Origin of the sequence: Shewanella sp. SNU WT4, from assembly GCF_006494715.1 — a bacterium.
Taxonomy (GTDB): Bacteria; Pseudomonadota; Gammaproteobacteria; order Enterobacterales; family Shewanellaceae; genus Shewanella.
Map to the genome: position 1 here is coordinate 2,157,208 of NZ_CP041151.1, position 19,779 is coordinate 2,176,986.

At 44.3% G+C, this 19,779-nt stretch carries 16 protein-coding genes and 4 tRNA genes; 9 read left to right on the forward strand and 11 right to left on the reverse strand.

Annotated features, from left to right (window positions below; genetic code table 11):
- Positions 1-997: 997 nt before the first annotated feature.
- The gene (uvrB, locus tag FJQ87_RS09690; protein WP_140932463.1) at positions 998-3,031 is read left to right on the forward strand and encodes an excinuclease ABC subunit UvrB; all 2,034 of its coding nucleotides are present in this window, start codon (positions 998-1,000) and stop codon (positions 3,029-3,031) included.
- A 180-nt stretch (positions 3,032-3,211) separates the two neighbouring features.
- Here uvrB and rrtA read toward each other — a convergent pair whose 3' ends face one another.
- Together rrtA and queC are read right to left on the reverse strand one after the other, a co-directional pair.
- Positions 3,212-3,796 (reverse strand): rhombosortase, encoded by a 585-nt coding sequence (gene rrtA, locus FJQ87_RS09695; RefSeq protein WP_240778683.1) that lies wholly within the window; start codon positions 3,794-3,796, stop codon positions 3,212-3,214.
- Between the two features lies 1 nt (position 3,797).
- Positions 3,798-4,475 (reverse strand): 7-cyano-7-deazaguanine synthase QueC, encoded by a 678-nt coding sequence (queC, locus tag FJQ87_RS09700; protein WP_140932464.1) that lies wholly within the window; start codon positions 4,473-4,475, stop codon positions 3,798-3,800.
- 136 nt (positions 4,476-4,611) lie between these two features.
- On the opposite strand from queC, the gene queE reads away from it, so the two are divergent.
- Entirely contained in the window at positions 4,612-5,280 is a 669-nt protein-coding gene (gene queE / locus FJQ87_RS09705; RefSeq protein WP_140932465.1) for a 7-carboxy-7-deazaguanine synthase QueE, read from the forward strand.
- A gap of 156 nt (positions 5,281-5,436) precedes the next feature.
- Here the strand turns inward: queE and FJQ87_RS09710 are convergent, their stop codons facing one another.
- From FJQ87_RS09710 to FJQ87_RS09730, 5 genes are all read right to left on the reverse strand, one after another.
- Positions 5,437-6,513 carry a PLP-dependent cysteine synthase family protein gene (locus FJQ87_RS09710; protein WP_140932466.1) on the reverse strand — a complete coding sequence of 359 codons (1,077 nt, stop codon included), beginning with the start codon at positions 6,511-6,513 and terminating at the stop codon, positions 5,437-5,439.
- Between the two features lie 166 nt (positions 6,514-6,679).
- Positions 6,680-6,764: transfer RNA gene (locus tag FJQ87_RS09715), tRNA-Tyr, on the reverse strand.
- Positions 6,765-6,842: 78 nt separating this feature from the next.
- Positions 6,843-6,927: transfer RNA gene (locus tag FJQ87_RS09720), tRNA-Tyr, on the reverse strand.
- A 29-nt stretch (positions 6,928-6,956) separates the two neighbouring features.
- Positions 6,957-7,041, reverse strand: a tRNA-Tyr gene (locus FJQ87_RS09725).
- 32 nt (positions 7,042-7,073) lie between these two features.
- Positions 7,074-7,158, reverse strand: a tRNA-Tyr gene (locus FJQ87_RS09730).
- 127 nt (positions 7,159-7,285) lie between these two features.
- Here FJQ87_RS09730 and FJQ87_RS09735 point away from each other — a divergent pair.
- The 3 genes from FJQ87_RS09735 to FJQ87_RS09745 all read left to right on the forward strand — a co-directional run bounded on the left by FJQ87_RS09735 (position 7,286) and on the right by FJQ87_RS09745 (position 10,536).
- Positions 7,286-7,768: a VC2046/SO_2500 family protein gene (locus FJQ87_RS09735; protein WP_140932467.1), complete on the forward strand. Its 483-nt coding sequence runs from the start codon at positions 7,286-7,288 to the stop codon at positions 7,766-7,768.
- Positions 7,769-7,843: 75 nt separating this feature from the next.
- Positions 7,844-8,119, forward strand: coding sequence for a DUF406 family protein (locus tag FJQ87_RS09740; RefSeq protein WP_140932468.1), 276 nt, complete (start codon positions 7,844-7,846; stop codon positions 8,117-8,119).
- Positions 8,120-8,343: 224 nt separating this feature from the next.
- Positions 8,344-10,536, forward strand: coding sequence for a bifunctional diguanylate cyclase/phosphodiesterase (locus tag FJQ87_RS09745; protein ID WP_140932469.1), 2,193 nt, complete (start codon positions 8,344-8,346; stop codon positions 10,534-10,536).
- Between the two features lie 34 nt (positions 10,537-10,570).
- Here the strand turns inward: FJQ87_RS09745 and FJQ87_RS09750 are convergent, their stop codons facing one another.
- Both FJQ87_RS09750 and FJQ87_RS09755 read right to left on the reverse strand, forming a co-directional pair.
- Positions 10,571-11,032 carry a YchJ family metal-binding protein gene (locus tag FJQ87_RS09750; protein WP_140932470.1) on the reverse strand — a complete coding sequence of 154 codons (462 nt, stop codon included), beginning with the start codon at positions 11,030-11,032 and terminating at the stop codon, positions 10,571-10,573.
- A gap of 13 nt (positions 11,033-11,045) precedes the next feature.
- The gene (locus FJQ87_RS09755; protein WP_140932471.1) at positions 11,046-11,633 is read right to left on the reverse strand and encodes a DUF4440 domain-containing protein; all 588 of its coding nucleotides are present in this window, start codon (positions 11,631-11,633) and stop codon (positions 11,046-11,048) included.
- Between the two features lie 460 nt (positions 11,634-12,093).
- Between FJQ87_RS09755 and FJQ87_RS09760 the strand changes: the two genes are divergently transcribed.
- The gene (locus tag FJQ87_RS09760; protein ID WP_140934063.1) at positions 12,094-12,726 is read left to right on the forward strand and encodes a TetR/AcrR family transcriptional regulator; all 633 of its coding nucleotides are present in this window, start codon (positions 12,094-12,096) and stop codon (positions 12,724-12,726) included.
- Positions 12,727-12,901: 175 nt separating this feature from the next.
- Here the strand turns inward: FJQ87_RS09760 and pyk are convergent, their stop codons facing one another.
- Positions 12,902-14,341 carry a pyruvate kinase gene (pyk, locus tag FJQ87_RS09765; protein WP_140932472.1) on the reverse strand — a complete coding sequence of 480 codons (1,440 nt, stop codon included), beginning with the start codon at positions 14,339-14,341 and terminating at the stop codon, positions 12,902-12,904.
- A 238-nt stretch (positions 14,342-14,579) separates the two neighbouring features.
- On the reverse strand, positions 14,580-15,434 hold the full coding sequence (locus FJQ87_RS09770) for a MurR/RpiR family transcriptional regulator (protein WP_140932473.1): 855 nt from the start codon (positions 15,432-15,434) through the stop codon (positions 14,580-14,582).
- 321 nt (positions 15,435-15,755) lie between these two features.
- Between FJQ87_RS09770 and zwf the strand changes: the two genes are divergently transcribed.
- Genes zwf through edd form a run of 3 tightly spaced genes read left to right on the forward strand, consistent with a single transcriptional unit; the run spans position 15,756 to position 19,766 of the window.
- A complete protein-coding gene (zwf, locus tag FJQ87_RS09775) occupies positions 15,756-17,216 on the forward strand; it encodes a glucose-6-phosphate dehydrogenase (protein ID WP_140934064.1) in 1,461 nt (486 codons plus the stop codon).
- Between the two features lie 8 nt (positions 17,217-17,224).
- Positions 17,225-17,929 (forward strand): 6-phosphogluconolactonase, encoded by a 705-nt coding sequence (gene pgl / locus FJQ87_RS09780; RefSeq protein ID WP_140932474.1) that lies wholly within the window; start codon positions 17,225-17,227, stop codon positions 17,927-17,929.
- Between the two features lie 10 nt (positions 17,930-17,939).
- Positions 17,940-19,766, forward strand: coding sequence for a phosphogluconate dehydratase (gene edd / locus FJQ87_RS09785; protein ID WP_140932475.1), 1,827 nt, complete (start codon positions 17,940-17,942; stop codon positions 19,764-19,766).
- Positions 19,767-19,779: the final 13 nt, after the last annotated feature.

A 19,779-nucleotide genomic window follows, 5' to 3' on the forward strand; every position in this document is an offset into this window, starting at 1 on the left:
TCGCTTGTGTTGATTAGCATTTATGAAACTAAGCTATTAGTGGCAGGTCACAGGTTGACATTGATGACCTTAATTAATCATAGCTAACGCTAGATGAAATTTAGCAACAGGCTAAAGGGCAAGTTGCAAAAAACACAGCATAAAATGCTGATATACAGATTTCGTACTAACTATCGGTCTGAATACTGAATTTATCCCTTGCCGCTTTTTGTACTGCCATGTGCTGAAGAGTCGCAATCCCAGGGCATGCTTGCTTTATGTTTCAGCTTGCAATTGCTAGTATGCGTAAGAGGGAATACTCAGTCTGTCTGCGGCGTGCTTAGGCAACTAAGCTAACATCAGTAGTGCTGCGTTTGGCCGATTTCGTCGTTTTATTTAATGTCTACTTAACTCGGCTCTAACTGATTTGATTCGAAGGCTTTGATTCAAGGTGACCGAATTTATCACTGTGCAATATCACGCTACATTCACGGCTCGCAGCCATAGCGAGTAGGCAAGCAGCTATCAATTCAGCCAATAGTTTTATCTTGCAGGCTCAGCAATGTGAGTCAGTCGGTACGAATAGTTACGGCTTAGATTCAAATGTCATAAAATTACAACTTTTGCGATGCCTCACTCTTATTCGCTGGTGCGAGAGCAAACCCTTATGAGTCAAGGTTCCCAATCACTTATCCACTGTTTCTGTGGATAAACTTGTGGGTTACTGAGTATAGTACCCCGCAAAGTCCGATCTAGACTGGGTTGGACTTAAAATGTCCAAATCTAATTGCATTTTTTAAATGTGTTTATAAACAGTGACTTAATCATGGCGCTTTTGGCTGATAGATAGGTTGCCGAATGTCGCAACTTTGTAATAATTGCTCGTCATTTGTTTGTGAATTAAATTGTTATTTTGTTGGGTTTTTTAGCATAAATCACTGCGATAAGTTGAAACTAGTACTAATGTGCCAGTGTAGTTTCAGTAAAAAACCACTAACGGGTAAAAAGAGAGGATACAGTGTCAAAGTTGTTTGAACTGGTTGCGCCTTATCAAGCGGCAGGCGATCAACCTAAAGCGATCGCTCAATTAACAGACGGGCTCGAAAGTGGCTTGGCTCACCAAACTCTATTAGGAGTTACTGGCTCAGGTAAAACTTTTACTATGGCCAATGTCATTGCCAATTTAGGTCGCCCGACTATTATCATGGCGCCCAATAAAACCCTCGCGGCGCAGCTCTATGGGGAAATGAAAGAGTTCTTTCCTAATAATGCCGTCGAATATTTTGTCTCTTATTACGACTATTATCAGCCCGAAGCTTATGTGCCGGCGTCTAATACTTTTATCGAGAAAGATGCCTCGGTCAATGCGCATATTGAGCAAATGCGTCTCTCTGCCACCAAAGCCTTATTAGAGCGGCGTGATGTGGTGCTGATTGCCTCAGTGTCAGCGATTTATGGTCTGGGTGATCCTGAGCTGTATTTAAAAATGCTGTTGCACCTGCGCCAAGGTGACACTATGGGGCAGCGCGATATTTTAAAGCGCCTGACTGATTTGCAATATAAGCGTAATGACATGGCGTTTGATCGTGGCACTTTTCGGGTGCGCGGAGAAGTGATTGATATTTTTCCGGCAGATGCTGAAAATCACGGCGTTCGTGTCGAATTATTTGATGACGAAATTGAGCGCATCAGCGAATTCGATCCTTTGACGGGCCAAGTCAATCGGCGTTTAGCTCGCACCACTATTTATCCCAAAAGTCATTATGTGACGCCAAGAGAAACCATACTGGCGGCGACTGAGCTGATTAAAGTTGAACTTGTCGAACGTAAAAAGCAACTACTCGAAAACCACAAGCTTATTGAAGAACAAAGAATTTCTGAGCGAGTGCAATATGACATCGAGATGATGGTGGAGCTAGGTTATTGCTCTGGCATTGAAAATTATTCACGCTACTTATCTGGGCGTAACCCGGGTGAAAGTCCGCCGACCTTGCTGGACTATCTACCTGCCGATGGCTTGATGATCATTGATGAATCTCATGTCACAGTGCCGCAAATTGGTGCCATGTATAAAGGCGATAGATCGCGCAAAACCACCTTAGTAGAATATGGTTTTAGACTGCCATCGGCACTGGATAACCGGCCGTTAAAGTTTGAAGAGTTTGAGGATTTAATGCCGCAAACGATTTATGTGTCAGCAACGCCCTCTAAGTATGAGCTTGAAAAAAGTGGTACTGATATTGCCGAGCAATTGGTGCGGCCAACGGGATTACTCGATCCCGAGCTTGAAGTTAGGCCAGTCGGTACTCAAGTGGATGATTTGTTATCCGAAGCCCGCAAGCGCATCGCCATTAATGAACGGGTGTTAGTCACTACCTTAACTAAGCGGATGGCCGAAGATTTAACGGATTATTTGGATGAACATGGCATTCGGGTGCGCTATTTACACTCAGATATAGATACAGTGGAGCGCACTGAGATTATTCGCGATTTAAGATTAGGTGTTTTTGATGTATTAATTGGCATCAACCTATTACGCGAAGGCTTAGATATGCCAGAAGTGTCGCTGGTGTGTATTTTAGATGCTGATAAAGAGGGCTTCTTGCGTTCTGAGCGCTCGTTAATTCAAACCATAGGCCGAGCCGCCCGTAACATTAACGGTAAAGTGATTTTATATGCTGATAGGATCACTGACTCTATGGCTAAAGCGATGGGAGAGACTGAGCGGCGCCGCGAAAAACAGCATGCCCATAACATTGCCAATGGCATAGTGCCAACGAGTTTAACCAAGCGCATTACTGATGTGATGGATATGGGCGATGGCAGTGAGGGCGATGATCGCCGCAATCAGACGAGTCAGCGTTATTCAAGAGCTAATCGCCCTGGAGTCAGAGCTTCCGATTTACCGAGTCGCAGCGTTAAAGACATCAGTCAAGAGATTGAGCGGCTAGAGAAACAAATGCATCAACATGCGCGCGAACTTGAGTTTGAGCAAGCGGCGAGTGTTCGCGATCAAGTGCAGTTATTAAGGCAACAACTGCTAAAAGCTTAATGTTTGAATTGTTTGTCGCATAAATTGAATTATTCAGTGTAAGGCGTGAATGTAATTGCTGAGTAACCGCTCCCCAAACCATTTTTGGGGAGCAGTTGCCTAGACTAACAATATCGCTAAAGGGTTAACAGCGGCGCTTTTTAAATGATTATTAAATGACGTTTTATCATAAGACAGTTCTTAAAAGGGCGTTTTTAAAATGCCTTTCTTAAAAGGTAATAGCAGCCCTAAAAACAAGCCTGCAATCGCGCCAATCAAATGGGATTCATCGGCAACTCGGGCGCCAATCAACTGACTCGACAAGGCTTGTGGGCCTAATGTTTGCTCCGCGATGATTTTTGCCGCCAGTGCCATCAGTAAAATCACTCCCCATTTATCTTTTCGCCGCAAGTCTTGCACTACGGCATAAGCAAATAAGCCATGCAAAATGCCACTTAAGCCGACAAACCCTAAGGTAGTGGGGTAAAACCAGAATAAGCCAATGCCTTGAATTAATGACAACAGCAAAAACAAAGTCCATAGGTTTTTTAGGCTTAAACGCCAAGGAAACAGCGTCATAATAATCACTAGCCCAGCGAGATTCATCGCCAAATGCCAAGCGTTGGTATGCAGTATGTTAGCGCTGAATATCTGCCACCAAGCGCCCGCTGCAACGCTAGAGCGCTGATAGCTTAACTGGTTAGGATCGATAACATAAGTCAGCAGCATTAAGCAGGCTAAGGATAAACAAAATCCCCAGTGATTATTTAAGCGCTTATGCTCCATCTTACTTAGGTAAACTGGCTAAGATTTCAGGACTATTGGCTTGGTATTGAGCTAAGCCCTTGCTTCTGAGTAAGCAGGCTGGGCATTCTTTACAACCCGCGCCGATAATGCCGTTATAACAAGTCAGGGTATGATCGCGCACTAATTCTAGCGCGCCCAAACTGTCGGCTAGTGCCCAGGTTTGCGCTTTATCTAACCACATCAGCGGCGTAACTAAGGCTAACTCTCTATCCATGCCTAATACTAAGGCGTTAGCCATAGCTTGAACAAAGTCATTGCGGCAATCTGGATAGCCAGAGAAATCGGTTTCGCATACCCCAGTGATCACAGCCTCGGCGCCCAACTGATAGGCATAAATGCCGGCTAAGGTTAAAAATAAAATATTGCGACCAGGAACAAAAGTATTAGGTAAGCCGTTATCCATGAGCTCATTAGAGACGGCAATGGAATCACGGGTGAGGGCACTGATGGCAAGCTCATTGAGCATAGTCACATCCAGCACTTTATGGCTGGCGACACCTAATTGGGCTGCTAAGGTTTTAGCCACTTCAATTTCTTGACGATGGCGCTGGCCATAATCAAAGGTAATGGCGTGCACTTGTTGGTACTTTTGCTGGGCCTGAATAAGACAAGTTGTTGAATCTTGACCACCACTAAAAACCACCACGGCTGCAGACATAACGAAAACCTTACTATTAAATAAAGACGATATTGTAACTGACTGCGGCAGGATTTAAACCGAAACTTGACGCTAAGCTTGTAGTTACAGCCTAACTTAGTTATAACAGCAGCGCTGTTTAAGCCGGAGAAAAGAAGTGCAGTATCCAGTTAATGAAGTATTTGAAACAATTCAGGGTGAAGGCTTTTATACCGGTGTTCCCGCCATTTTTGTGCGGTTACAAGGTTGCCCTGTGGCTTGTAGTTGGTGTGACACCCGTCATACTTGGGAGCGCCAGCCAACGTTAGAAGTTAAAAGAGATGTGGTTATTGCCGTCGACGGGGTTAAAGGCCATTGGGCTTGGCATGACGCCGCCAGTTTGTTGGCCGCATTTAGTGCTAAGGGCTTTACTGCTAAACATGTAGTGATCACCGGCGGTGAGCCGTGTATTCACGACTTAACTGAGTTAACCCAAACCTTGCATGATGCGGGGTACCACTGTCAAATTGAGACCAGTGGCACTTATACCGTAGCGTGCGCGGTCGACACTTGGGTCACAGTTTCGCCAAAAATCAACATGAAAGGTGGGATGGCGGTTCTGGCGCAAGCGTTAAACCGTGCCAATGAAATTAAACACCCGATAGCACAGCAAAAGCATATCGATCAACTCGATGAAGCGCTTAATGGCATAGATATCAGCGCGAAAGTTATGTGTTTACAACCTATTAGCCAACAGGCTCGGGCTACTGAGCTGGCCATGGCGACTTGTATTGCCCGCAATTGGCGCTTATCGGTGCAGACTCATAAGTATCTGAATATTGATTGAAGCCCGCCAATCGCTTGAGTATTAAATGCCATAGCCGCTTGGCTTGACTGCATGCTTTACTGCTATAGATAAAAAATCCGAGTCGCTTAATTGGCCTCGGATTTTTTGTGGCATTTAATTGGATTGGCGCGGGTTTATTGGCTGTTAAGCCGTGCATTATGGGCAAGTGGTCAGCGACAATTGACCATCTTGGTTAAATTGAACCAGTTTATCTGCATAAGCTTGATAACAACCTATGTTGGCGGCAATCCAATCCTTATCAAAATAAGTATCTAAATAGCGCTCACCCGAATCGCAAAGTAGGGTCACTATACTGCCGTGCTCGCCGCGTTGCTGCATATCACTTGCTAACACTAAGGCACCAAATAAATTGGTACCGGTCGATGGTCCAGTTTTGCGGCCAATCACTTGCTCTAACCAATGAATCGTTGCTATCGCCGCCGCATCGGGGATTTTGAGCATAGCATCCACCACTCCGGCAATAAATGAAGGTTCCACGCGCGGGCGACCTATGCCTTCAATCTTACTGCCGTTCTCGCTGGTGATTTTGGCATTGCCTGTGTTGAAATAGTCAAAGAACACCGAGTGCTCTGGGTCAACCACACATAGCTTACTATCAAGTTGTTGGTAGCGAATATACCGGCCTATGGTTGCTGAAGTGCCGCCAGTTCCTGGGCTCATCACTACCCAAGTCGGAATAGGGTGCGGCTCCATGGTCATTTGACTAAAAATAGAATTGGCGATGTTATTGTTACCGCGCCAGTCGGTCGCACGCTCAGCATAAGTGAACTGATCCATATAATGGCCATTAAGCTTTGCAGCTAGGCGCTCCGATTCGGCATAAATCTGATTACTGTGATCCACAAAATGGCATTGGCCGCCATAGAATTCGATTTGTTGGATTTTTTTCTTAGCGGTACTTTTGGGCATAACGGCAATAAAGGGCAGGCCAAGCAATTTAGCAAAATAGGCTTCTGAGACCGCTGTGCTGCCAGAGGAGGACTCTATGACAGTCGTGCCTTGTTTTATCCAGCCATTACATAAGGCGTATAAAAACAGTGAGCGGGCGAGGCGATGCTTTAAGCTGCCGGTCGGGTGGGTACTTTCATCTTTTAAATAAATATCTATATGGGTTAAACAGGGAATGTCTAACTTAATCAGATGAGTATCTGCGCTGCGTTGGAAATCAGCTTCTATCTTAGCTATGGCTTGTTTGACCCAAGTTTGCGTCATAATCGGACTCTTGACTGAGGGATAGTCGAAGCAAAGATGATAAATAACTTTAGTGGGTAAGTATATGTAAGATAACAATGAGAACAGTGTAAGTAGTTATTGGGGGTATAAAGAAGGTAACGAAAAATGATCTTGAATGTCTTGAATGACAACTAGGAGGTTTAGATGGTGGAGGGAGAAGGATTCGAACCTTCGAAGGCTGAGCCGTCAGATTTACAGTCTGATCCCTTTGGCCACTCGGGAACCCCTCCATATCTAAATTGTTATAACTTGTTGTAGCAACACTTCTTGGCCAGAAGTGTTATTCGTTCAATGAGCAAACGAAAAAATGGTGGAGGGAGAAGGATTCGAACCTTCGAAGGCTGAGCCGTCAGATTTACAGTCTGATCCCTTTGGCCACTCGGGAACCCCTCCACGAGTAAACGCTAGATAATAAGAAAGAATGGTGGAGGGAGAAGGATTCGAACCTTCGAAGGCTGAGCCGTCAGATTTACAGTCTGATCCCTTTGGCCACTCGGGAACCCCTCCCTTTCTTATTGTCTGTTGTTTGCCGCAATTGATGGTGGAGGGAGAAGGATTCGAACCTTCGAAGGCTGAGCCGTCAGATTTACAGTCTGATCCCTTTGGCCACTCGGGAACCCCTCCTCTCAATTGCGGGCTGAATAGTATTCATAAAGTTTAGGCTTGTAAAGTGCTTACATGCAATTAATCCTTAAGTTATGACTCAACTGGTCGATTAAGTATCAACGGCTTGTTTTTGTGGTGTTTTTTTATGCTGATTGATGTCAATGTCATCAACGAGTTAGACCTAGGTAGTCGCTTAAATTTCGCCATCGCCGCGCAGAGGCGGGGGGAATTTGCGTTATTACTGAGTTTACTGTCGGCTGATATTCGCGATATGGCACAATTTGGCCTCAAGAAAGAACAAGGGGAGGCGCAATTACGGCGACAATTTGATGTTAGTGAACCGCAAGCCTTAGTTGTTGATATGACGAGAATGACAGGTTGGGATCATAGTCAAAGTTTTTTTAACGATTCAATGGCAGGATTTAGATTACGCCACAGTTTATTGCCTGAGCCGTTGTTATTTGCTGGTCATTGGCCTGGTGATTTACTCGATGTATTAAATAATTGCAGTCATACGGTTAAACAACGCAGCCTTAATCAAGAAACTGAGTCAACAAACGTACGAGAAGTGCCACATTTATGTGATCAACTGCACGCGCAGCGATTAATGATTAATTCTTCGCTATAAGTTAAGGCTTATGCTTGGAGACTCGCGCTAGCCCTCTTATAATAGCTAAGTCTAAATTTAGCATAGAGAAATGGTATGAAATCTATTCGTGAAGCTCAATTACAATCGGTCAATGATACTTGTACTGATTGCGGTAGTTATATTGATATCGGTGCAGTGATTGATGCTGATGATAATCACTTGGATATGATAGTGACTGAAGAGCGCGCAAAAGTATTAGCCGACAGCGCCAAAGCCCGTTTTGCTGATGTAGAAATTAACATGGCACCACAAGATGATGCCGTGAAATTAAGTTTAACCTTTGGCATCAGCGCTGAAAAAATGATTTTCCAGTTACAACACGGACTATAACCATAATTGTTTGGTCATCTGTAATCATAGTCGCGTGATTAACAATAATGAGTCATAGGTTGCTGCCTTGTTAGCTTCTTCGTGACTCTTTTTTATTGGTATTTTTACGTGCTGCGTATAAATAGGAAATTGCACTCGCAGAGCTATTACTCAATTAATAAATAGCTAATAGTCAATTTAATAATCATAAGTCAGACATACTGACATTTTATGTAGGGATAAGAGTGGACACTCGTCATTTTCAGTTATTACTGGGGTCAGTGGTTAACTCAACAGCTAAGGCGAAAGGTGATTTTTTAGCCGTAGCGGAACTAATTGCTGACACTTTAAGCCAAACCTTGGCGGTAGACTGCCTAACTATTTGGCGATTAGATCAACTGCAATCAGTGCAACAGCCTATTTGTCAGCGTTTTTTAAATCAAACGCTGCCATTTCCATGCGCATCCATTCGACCTAACGACTTAGCGACTATCCCTGCTTATTTAGACTATTTACTGCAACATTGTTTTATTAATGCCAGTACCGCCAATTTTGATGATCGAGTATCTGAGCTCTATGGTCAATTTTTAGCGCCACGCGCGATAACATCGACGCTTGATGTCGCGGTAAGAATTAATGGTCATTTAGAAGGGATCATTTGTCTTGAATCTTTAGTGCCTGGCGCTTGCTGGCAACAGGAAGAAATTAATTTTGTTAGTCAATTAGCCGACCAGTTAGCATTAACGTTAGCAACGCAGCAAAGTTATCAGCAACAAGACTTATTAACTCAATTTCGCAGTGCGTTAGCGCAATCCGATCAAATTACCTTGTTGGTGGATTTAGAAAACCTAACCATCAGTTATGCTAATTGTGTCTATCTCAACTTTCCAGGTTTATCGAATGCAGTGATAGATGGCAAAAGTGTGACTGACACTGAGTCATTTAAACAGCATCCTGCCATCATAAAGCAAGTTATTGAGAATTTACGCCAAGGTAAGCACGCAGAAGGTGAGTTGGCATTAACCTTAGATGCGAAAAAGTGTTATTACTTTGCCTATCATGCGAGTCCGTTTATTACCGAACAAGGTCAGTATGTCGCTTTAATAACCGCTAAAGATAATACCCACGACATATTTATTCGCTCAGAACTTGAGCGCCTTGCATGGCGTTGCAGTTTAACGAATTTATATAATCGCTCACATTTCAACCTTGCGCTTGAGCATTGTCAGCAAGGTTATTTGATTTTAATCGATTTAATCGGTTTTAAACGTTTTAATGATACTTATGGCCATGAACAAGGCGATGATTTATTAATTGAAACCGCGCGGCGATTAACGACTTTTGCCGATAATTACGGCGCAAAACTGATTGCTCGAGTGGGGTCAGATGAATTTGCCATCGTTATTGATGATAATAACGCCATTGATATCGAATCTGTGGCGGCAAGTTTATTAAGCCATTTAAGTCAGGTCATTTATATTGGCTCAGAACAAGTTAACCCAAAGCCGGCGTTGGCTGTGGTTAATTTAGGTGATATGACCCACAGCATGTCTCCCATAGCTTGCGTTGATATTGCCGTGCAACATGCAAAAAATAAAGTGGGTTTAGCTATTCAATTCTTTAGTCAAAGTCTGTTGGAAAACTTTCAGAAGGCAGCGGATATAGAACGCGATTTACGCCTTGCTATTTGCAATCACCAATTTGAGATGTATTACCAGCCATTAATGCATTTACAGCAACAGCGTTATATTGGCGCTGAAGCTTTGCTGCGTTGGCATCATCCGACTAAAGGCACTGTGTCTCCTAATTGCTTTATGGCAATAGCCGAGCAAACAGGGCTCATTATTGAAATTGGTGCTTGGGTATTGGCCTCGGCATGTAAGCAATTATATCTATGGCAGCAACAGGGCCTAGATTTATGCATGCACGTTAACGTGTCAGCTCGGCAGTTTTTCAGTGGCAATTTATTTGAGCAAGTGTGGCATTTAATAACTCGTTATCAATTACAGCCACAACGTTTGATTTTAGAAATCACTGAAACCGAGTTAATGGAAGACATTAAGTTCGCCACTAAATTATGCGAAGAGTTGACTGATATCGGCGTAGGTCTTGCTATTGATGATTTCGGTACTGGTTATTGCTCGATGCGCTACCTTAAGCAGTTCCCCATTAGTAAGTTGAAAATCGATCAGTCTTTTATTGCTGATATTACTAGCAGTCACGAAAGCCGTGAGATAGTCAGTGCCATTATCGCCATGGCAAAGGCATTGAATATTTCATTGACGGCAGAAGGGGTGGAAACCTTAGCGCAAGAAAAATTCCTTATGGATAACGCATGCCATCATGCGCAGGGATATTTATACAGCCCTGCGCTGCGACAAAAAGACTTTATGCAGTTTATTGTTCAGCACCAACAGGCTTATGCAGTAAATGCCTAGTTGTTGGCGTTGTAAAACCCAGCAAGGTTGATAGTTAACGCCAGCAGCATTGTTTACTTTTTTTACCACTTAAGCAGACACAAGGATCGTTTCGTTTCGGGAAACGTGTCGCTAAGTGATCGCCATCGGTATAAAACCAGCGTTGATTGACGAGTTCAAAGCGCGAGCGTTCATGAATGGCATCTATTTCCCCATCACTGCGATACCAGGCACTAAAAGTCACAGTGGCGCGTGTCGCTTGCTGCTCTTCTTGTTCAATCTCAAGGCTTAACCACTCTACAGGATCTTGGGCTAAACGCTCTAAAGTGAGATTACCAAGGAAATCTTTATGGGTGGTCGCTAATAAATAGGGATATTGCTGGCGGGCAAAAGCACAAAAACGTGAGCGCATTAGTTCAACTGCGGACTCGGCATAGCGAGTTTGCATATGCAGTGGTTGACAGCAAGCGCTATAAGGTTTGCTGCTACCACAATTACAACGGGAAATATCTGACATTATCTTGGCTAAACTAGGGCTGAAATTGGCGGCCATGATACCAGTTTTGCTGTTGTGTTGTCTGGTAATACAAACTGGAATCGGCGCGTAAACTTGCTTCGGTTTGTATTAACCATTGTTGTTGCTGCAAAATAAATTGCAAAACAAACTTACCCGCAAAATGGGTTGGAGCATCACCGGTTTCTGGTGCCGGAATATAGCTCACCAAATAATAGCCATTATCAGTAATGCTGCCCGTTTGGTATTGGCGCATGAGTACGCGAAAATCAATTTCTACCTTGGCATTTTTTTGGGTGACTTTATTAAAAAAATCTTGGTAATGTGCGCTGATAGCCTGTTGGCCTATCATGATAGACGTACTGCTATTTTCTGGAATGAATACAGCATCTTGCGTATACATAGTAGCGACAGCCTTAGAATCTAAACGCTCAAAGGCTTGGGTTAGGATCTGATAATGCTGATTAAGCTTATCATCTAAGTCAATAGTGCTGGCATTTACTGGTGACGCTCCCTGCTCGGTTTGTGCATAAGTTGGCAAAAAAAACAGCGCACCAATTGAGAAACAAGTTAAATACAACAACGACTTAGAAAGATATTTCATGGATAAACTGGTAAATGGCAATCATGCGTTCACTATAAACAAGCTGAGCAATACTTGATAGCGTTAGAGTATTACAAAATGTGTAATACCTCTGGTTTTGCGCTATTTAAGCGTGAATAGATAGTATTTCCGTATCATGTAGGTGCTATTTGGGCAGATGATGGCATCTCCTGCGCTTAACTGCGGGCGAATATACAAATAGTAAAGACTTGTCTTCAACATTCGCTGCGATATTTGCAAGATAATTATGCCGCAATAATTGCAAAATGAGCGCAGCACAATAAACGGCAAATGCATTCACTATGAGTGTTTGAAACGGATAACATTATCAGCTTAATTTGTAGGCACACCTAAATAACGATAAAAGCGCTGTGGAAGCACCTTAACTGCTATCTAATGTTTGACAACTTGTTAACCAATGTTTAATTTAAACGCGTGTTTAAATTTGGGGAGCAAAATGATGGTCAGTCGAACCGATACCAAAACCAGAATATTAGATGCGGCTGAAAAATTGTTCGCAGAACGTGGCTTTTCTGAAACATCGCTTCGGCTTATCACCAGTAAGGCTGAAGTTAATTTAGCGTCAGTTAATTATCATTTTGGTTCCAAAAAAGAATTAATTCGCGCTGTGCTGGCGCGCTACTTAGATGTTTTTATGCCCAAAGCGTCTGCGCAAATTGCCTTATGCCAGCAGCAACATGACAACGCTAGCTTACGGCAAATATTTACCTCGTTAGTTCGGCCATTATTAGATCTTAATAAATTACGGGAAGAAGGCACCACTATCTTCTTGCAGTTGTTAGGCCGCGGTTATATTGAAAGTCAGGGACATCTTCGTTGGTTTATTACCACTCACTATGCGGAACACTTGCAAAGTATTGTGGCTGCCATCTCTAAAAGTGCGCCGCATATTCCGCCTGAAGAAATGTTTTGGCGCTTACATTTCACTTTAGGTACGATTGTGTTCACTATGGCGTCAGCCGATGCCCTGCGTGAAATTGCTGCCGCTGATTTTGATGAGAAGATAGATATCGAAGGCGTATTGCTTCGGGTCATTCCGTATATGGCTGCCGGTGTTGCTGTCACCACTTAAGATGAGATGGTTGTTTGGATGTCTTTGCCGGTGACTGGGTTTATTGACTCCTGCAGTTAAATGAGGCGAGCAAATTGAGCAACCAAACATGACCTCATCACCACTTAACATACTGCAGATAATAAAAAACCCGCCGATTGGCGGGTTTTATTAAGCCTTAAGGGCTCTAATTACTTTAAGCTACAATCAGCACTTTACAAGTGTTGGTGCCGCCGACAGTTTCCATGGCATCACCTTTAGTCAGTAATACCATATCGCCAGACACTAAATAACCTGCAGCCGTTAATTGCTCAAGGGCAACGCGATGCACTTGGCCATCAGTGGTAGTTGTTGAGTCAAAGTACACAGGTTGCACGCCGCGGTACAGTGCCATTTTTGCTAAGGTGGTGTCATGACGAGACAGACCGAAAATTGGCAGTGATGAGCTAATGCGTGACATCAGTAATGGCGTAGCACCTGATTCGGTTAAGGCTATGATAGCTTTAACACCTTCCAGATGGTTGGCTGCATACATGGTTGATAACGCGATGGTTTCTTCCATAGAAGTGAAACGAGAATCTAAGCGGTGCTTAGATGATTTTACGCTTGGGTGCGACTCAGCGCCAACACATACGCTGGCCATGGCCTTAACGGTTTCTTCTGGGAAGTCACCAGCCGCAGTTTCAGCCGACAGCATTACTGCATCGGTACCATCGAGTACGGCGTTTGCTACGTCCATCACTTCAGCGCGAGTTGGCATTGGGCTGGTAATCATCGACTCCATCATCTGAGTCGCAGTGATCACAACCTTGTTCAATTGACGTGAACGACTGATGAGTTTCTTCTGCACAGCAACAAGCGCAGCATCACCAATTTCAACACCCAAATCACCGCGAGCAACCATGACAACATCAGAGGCTAAAATCACATCATCCATAGCTTCATCAGTGGCAACGGCTTCGGCGCGTTCAACTTTAGCTACGATTAAGGCATTGCTACCGGCTTCTTGCGCTAAGCGGCGAGCATAATCTAAATCAGCGCCGCTGCGTGGGAACGACACAGCTAAATAGTCAACCTTGATGGCTGCCGCTGTTTTAATGTCAGCGATATCTTTTTCAGTTAAAGCAGCGGCAGACAGTCCGCCGCCTTTCTTGTTGATGCCTTTATTGTTTGATAATGGGCCTGCAACAACTACGCGGGTTAATACTTTACGACCAACGACTTGCTCAACTTCTAACTGCACGCGGCCGTCATCCAGCATGAGGATGTCACCAATCTTGACATCATCAGGCAGGGCTTTGTAATCGATACCGACTTGGTTTTCGTCGCCTTCACCTTTGCCAAGCTCGGCATCTAAGACAAATTGGTGGCCAAGTGGCAAATGAACTTTTTTGTTGTCTTTGAAGGTAGAAACGCGAATTTTTGGGCCTTGTAAATCGCCAAGAATGGCTACGTGAACGCCTAAATCACGAGCGATAGCACGAACTTGTTCAGCACGTAATAGGTGATCTTCTGCTGAGCCATGGGAAAAGTTCATACGTACGACATTGGCGCCAGCAGCAATAATGCGGCGTAAGTTGTCATCACGATCGGTGGCTGGGCCTAGGGTGGTTACTATCTTGGTTCTGCGGAACATATGTCACTCCGGTGGTTTCTTAAATTAATAAAAACTTCTGAATCAATAGTATCAGACTCAAATCCAAAATGTAGTAAAATTACATCAGTTATATGACGGCCGTCAGGCTTGAAATTGTGACGCAGCGCTAATTTTAGTTAGGTAATAGTGTTTTGATGTCAAATTTTAGCTTGGACCATAAAAAACCGCGAAGTCACGGCGCGGTTTTGTTGTTAATCATTACAGCATTGAATGTTGCTTAAAGATGTTGATCAATATGAATACGAGATTCTTTTAACGCTTCTTTGACACGCTTTAAACTGTCGCGAAAACGTGGGCCGCGGCGTAAGGTAAACCCAGTGGCTAACACATCAATCACCACTAATTGCGCTAACCTCGATGCCATAGGTAAATACATGTCAGTATCTTCTGGCACTTCTAGGGTGACTGGCAGAGTGCATTCATTGGCAAGCGGTGAATTACGGGTGGTAATGGCAATGACAGCGGCGCCATTTTCACGGGCAAGTTTTGCCATATCGACGAGCGAGCGAGTGCGGCCGGTGTGGGAGATTAATACCACCACATCGCCTTCGGCACTATTAATACAGCTCATGCGCTGCATTAATACATCATCAAAGCACATGACTGGCACATTAAAGCGGAAAAATTTATTTTGAGCATCGTGAGCCACTGAGGCTGATGCGCCTAAACCAAAAAATGAGATTTTTTTCGCTTGGGTTAAGATATCAACAGCTTTATTAATGGCGGCGATATCTAGGCTTTGGCGAGCGGTATCTAAAGAGGCCATCGAAGATTCGAAAATTTTAGTGGTATAAGACTCAGGTGAGTCATCTTCTTCGACATGGCGGCTGACATAAGGCGTGCCATTGGCCAAGCTTTGCGCGAGATGTAATTTAAAATCAGGGAAACCTTTGGTATCTAAACGGCGACAAAAACGGTTAACCGTAGGTTCGCTGACATCAGCCATCTTAGCGAGCGTGGCTATGCTTGAATGAATAGCGGTTTGTGGTGATGCCAGGATAACTTCTGCGACTTTACGTTCTGATTTGCTAAAATGACTGAGGTTTTTTTGAACCTTTTCTAGTGTATTCATGGGCCAGTATCCGCTTGAATTTCATTTATGTAATTTTATTTTTTCATGACGGTCAAAATTGGCAGGATTATTTTGTTTTACTTTCAGAACAGCAAGTTTGCCAAATAGTTGTAGTCGTCAATAGGGCTTGCTGACTCAGTGAGTTAGCAAGGAAAAGCATATCAGATAAGTATGGTAACTGACCAGTTGCGCTATGCCTGATTATTGAAAAAATCTTGGTGCAAATACTAAATTCTGTTGTTATATTACAACAAAACAGTGGGTTTCCTCACAGTTTGATTTGGGAACTCGGTGACTTAAGGAGAGTTTGTTGCAATGAGCATATCAAAATCCACCAAAGCTTGTGACTTCGTGTTATTTGGTACCAAAGGTGATTTAGCTCGACGTAAGCTGTTACCGTCTTTATATCAGCTAGATAAAGCTAAGCTGCTAAATGCCAATACCAGAGTTATTGGTGTTGCTAAAGATGATCTCAGGGACGAAGATTTTATTGAGTTAGTCAAAACGGCTTTAACAACGTTTGTTAAAGAGCCTTTATGTGAAGCTACCTTGGCGCGCTTTATTAAGCGTTGTCATTATATCGGCACTAATTTTACTGAGTCAGAAGGGTATAAAGCCTTTCATGACCTGCTGCATCCTGACCATGTGATGGTCAACTATTTCGCGACCCCCCCTTCAATTTTTGGCGATATCTGCCGAGCCCTTAACGAACAAAACTTGATTAAGCCTGATACCCGTGTGGTGTTGGAAAAACCGATTGGCTCGGATTTAGCATCATCAAAAGTAATTAACGATCAAGTTTCTGCCTACTTTAATGAAAATCAGGTGTACCGGATTGACCATTACTTAGGTAAAGAAACTGTACAAAACTTGATAGCACTGCGTTTTGCCAACTCGTTATTCGCCTCTAAGTGGGATAACCGTACGATTGATCATGTCCAGATCACTGTGGCAGAAGAAGTGGGGATTGAAGGTCGCTGGGGCTATTTTGATAAAGCCGGCCAGATGCGCGACATGATCCAAAACCATTTACTGCAAGTCTTGACCTTAGTAGCCATGGATCCGCCAGTGAATCTTGATGCCGATTCGATTCGTGACGAAAAAGTGAAGGTATTAAAGTCATTGCGACCTATTAATACCGACAATGTCTATGAGAACACAGTACGCGGTCAATATACCGCTGGTTTCTTAAAGGGCAGTCCAGTGCCAGGCTATCTTGAAGAAGATGATGCCAATGTTCATTCCAACACTGAAACCTTCGTCGCGCTGCGAGTCGATATCGACAACTGGCGTTGGGCTGGCGTTCCTTTTTATCTGCGCAGCGGCAAACGTATGCCGTTCAAAAGCTCAGAAATTGTGGTGTATTTTAAAAACCCACCACACAACCTATATCGCGCCAGCTGCCGTAATCTGCCACCGAATAAATTAACCATTCGTCTGCAACCTCATGAAGGGGTTGAAATTCAAATGATGAACAAGGTGCCAGGTCTTGAGCAAACCACTCGCCTGCAAACCACTAAGCTCGATTTAAGCTTCACCGATACTTTCAAAAATGAACGTATTGCTGATGCCTATGAGCGGTTATTGCTCGAAGCCATGTTAGGTAATCAAGCATTATTCGTGCGCCGCGATGAAGTGGAACAAGCATGGAAGTGGGTTGATGGCATTATTCAGTCGTGGGAGTTGAGTAATGAAAAACCAAAATCTTACCCTGCTGGTACTTGGGGACCTGTTGCTTCGGTCGCGTTAATTACCAAAGATGGTCGTTCTTGGGACGAGTGAGGTCAATCATGATAGCTGAAACCGTATTTAAGTCGTTTGATTCAACCGTTGAATTAGAGACTCAGTTAGCTAAGCGCATCGCTAATCAATTGCAAGATGCGGTTGATATTCGCGGCCGCGCCAGCCTCGTGGTATCGGGCGGTTCAACACCATTAAAGTTGTTTGAGCGTTTAAGCGAGCAAGCCATTGATTGGAGTGATGTCTATATCACGCTAGCGGATGAGCGATGGGTTGAGCTGTATGATAAAGATTCAAATGAAGCCTTAGTACGTGCCAATTTACTGCAAGGTTTGGCATCAAATGCCAAATTCTGCGGTCTAAAAAACATGTACACCAGCCCGGAAGAGGGCGCTGCCATGACGAGTGAGTCATTAGCGCATTTTCCGCGGCCATTTGATGTGGTGATTTTAGGCATGGGCAATGATGGCCATACCTGCTCTTGGTTCCCGTGCGCCAAAGAGGCTGAACTTAGCCAAGCGCTTGAATCAAGCGCCATGTGCTGCGCTGTTAATCCAGTGAGCGCGCCGCATCCACGAATTACTTTGACTCGCGCCGCTGTACTAAATAGCCGTCAGATTTATTTGCATTTAGTGGGCGACAGTAAACTTTCAGTGTATCGCCAAGCGCTTAGCAGTGACGATATACACGCCATGCCAATTCGCGCTGTTTTGGCACAACACAAGACTCCAGTAGATGTGTACTGGAGTGCTTAAGGAGGCAAGAATGCACTCAGTAGTATCCGCGGTAACCGATAGAATTATCGCCCGTAGCCAGCAAACTCGCGCTACCTATTTACAAGCGTTAGAAGAAGCCAAGGCTCGCGGTGTACACCGCTCGAGCTTAAGTTGTGGCAACTTAGCCCATGGTTTTGCGGCCTGTAGCCCAGCTGAAAAGCATAGTTTGCAGCAATTTACTAAGGCTAACATTGGCATTATCACGTCATATAATGACATGTTGTCTGCCCATCAACCGTATGCTGATTATCCGCAGTTATTGAAAGATGCCTGTCAGGAAGTCGGTAGTGTGGCGCAAGTTGCCGGCGGCGTTCCGGCCATGTGTGATGGCGTGACTCAAGGTCAGCCTGGCATGGAGCTGAGCTTACTCAGCCGTGAAGTGATTGCGATGGCAACTGCCGTTGGTTTGTCGCACAACATGTTTGATGGTGCTTTGCTGCTGGGTATTTGTGACAAGATAGTTCCAGGTTTATTGATTGGCGCCTTAAGTTTCGGCCATTTACCGACCTTATTTGTGCCAGCAGGCCCAATGCGCTCAGGTGTTCCGAATAAAGAAAAAGCGCGTATTCGTCAGTTATTTGCCGAAGGCAAGGTCGGACGTGATGCTTTACTTGATGTTGAATCAAAGAGTTATCACAGTGCTGGTACTTGTACCTTCTATGGCACCGCGAACTCTAACCAGTTAATGCTCGAAGTCATGGGCTTACAGTTACCTGGTTCATCATTTGTAAATCCTGATGATCCACTGCGTATGGCGTTAAATAAAGCGGCAGCACGTCAAGTATGTCGTTTAAGCGAAATGGGCACTCAATACACGCCAATTGGTCATATTGTCAGTGAAAAATCCATTGTTAACGGCATTGTGGCATTACTGGCAACTGGCGGTTCCACCAACTTAACCATGCACATGGTAGCTGCTGCTCGCGCTGCTGGCATTATCATCAATTGGGATGATTTCTCGGAATTATCAGATGCCGTGCCTTTACTGGCGCGAGTGTATCCAAATGGTCAGGCGGATATTAACCATTTCCATGCTGCAGGCGGTATGGCGCTATTAATCCGTCAATTACTGGATGCTGGCTTATTGCATGCCGATGTTAAAACTGTGGCAGGTGATGGCCTTGAGCTTTACACCATGGAGCCTAAGTTAATTGACGGTGAGCTCACTTGGGTAGATGGTCCGACGTCATCATTAGATACCGATGTGATCGCAAGCGTTGATAAAGCCTTCCAAAGTAATGGCGGTTTAACCTTAATCAAGGGCAACCTTGGCCGCGCTGTGATTAAAGTATCAGCAGTGGCGCCTGAGCACAGAGTTGTTGAAGCTCCAGCCGTAGTGATTGATGATCAAAATCAATTAGAAGCCTTGTTTAAGGCTGGCGAATTGAATCGTGATTGCGTGGTTGTTGTTAAAGGTCAAGGGCCAAAAGCCAATGGCATGCCAGAGCTGCATAAGCTGACGCCGATTTTAGGCAGTCTGCAAGATCAAGGCTTTAAAGTGGCACTATTAACAGATGGCCGTATGTCTGGCGCATCAGGCAAAGTTCCTGCCGCCATTCACTTAACGCCTGAAGCCCTTGATGGCGGCATGATCAGCAAAATTCAAGCTGGTGATTTAGTGCGTATTAATGCCAATACCGGTGAATTATCACTGCTGGTTAATGCAGAAGAGTTAGCGGCCAGAGAATGTCAGTTACCGACTCTGCGTCATTACAGTTTTGGTATGGGACGCGAATTATTTGGCGCGCTGCGCAGTAATCTGTCTAGCCCAGAAACCGGTGCTCGTTGCACTCAAGCCATAGATGAAAAGTATTAATTCCAGAGGACAC

Coding starts and splice junctions, on each gene's coding strand:
- rrtA (WP_240778683.1), bottom strand. CDS start 3,796: ATGGAGCATAAGCGCTTAAATAATCACTGGGGATTTTGTTTATCCTTA.
- queC (WP_140932464.1), bottom strand. CDS start 4,475: ATGTCTGCAGCCGTGGTGGTTTTTAGTGGTGGTCAAGATTCAACAACT.
- FJQ87_RS09710 (WP_140932466.1), bottom strand. CDS start 6,513: ATGACGCAAACTTGGGTCAAACAAGCCATAGCTAAGATAGAAGCTGAT.
- FJQ87_RS09735 (WP_140932467.1), top strand. CDS start 7,286: ATGCTGATTGATGTCAATGTCATCAACGAGTTAGACCTAGGTAGTCGC.
- FJQ87_RS09740 (WP_140932468.1), top strand. CDS start 7,844: ATGAAATCTATTCGTGAAGCTCAATTACAATCGGTCAATGATACTTGT.
- FJQ87_RS09750 (WP_140932470.1), bottom strand. CDS start 11,032: ATGTCAGATATTTCCCGTTGTAATTGTGGTAGCAGCAAACCTTATAGC.
- FJQ87_RS09755 (WP_140932471.1), bottom strand. CDS start 11,633: ATGAAATATCTTTCTAAGTCGTTGTTGTATTTAACTTGTTTCTCAATT.
- FJQ87_RS09760 (WP_140934063.1), top strand. CDS start 12,094: ATGGTCAGTCGAACCGATACCAAAACCAGAATATTAGATGCGGCTGAA.
- pyk (WP_140932472.1), bottom strand. CDS start 14,341: ATGTTCCGCAGAACCAAGATAGTAACCACCCTAGGCCCAGCCACCGAT.
- FJQ87_RS09770 (WP_140932473.1), bottom strand. CDS start 15,434: ATGAATACACTAGAAAAGGTTCAAAAAAACCTCAGTCATTTTAGCAAA.
- pgl (WP_140932474.1), top strand. CDS start 17,225: ATGATAGCTGAAACCGTATTTAAGTCGTTTGATTCAACCGTTGAATTA.
- edd (WP_140932475.1), top strand. CDS start 17,940: ATGCACTCAGTAGTATCCGCGGTAACCGATAGAATTATCGCCCGTAGC.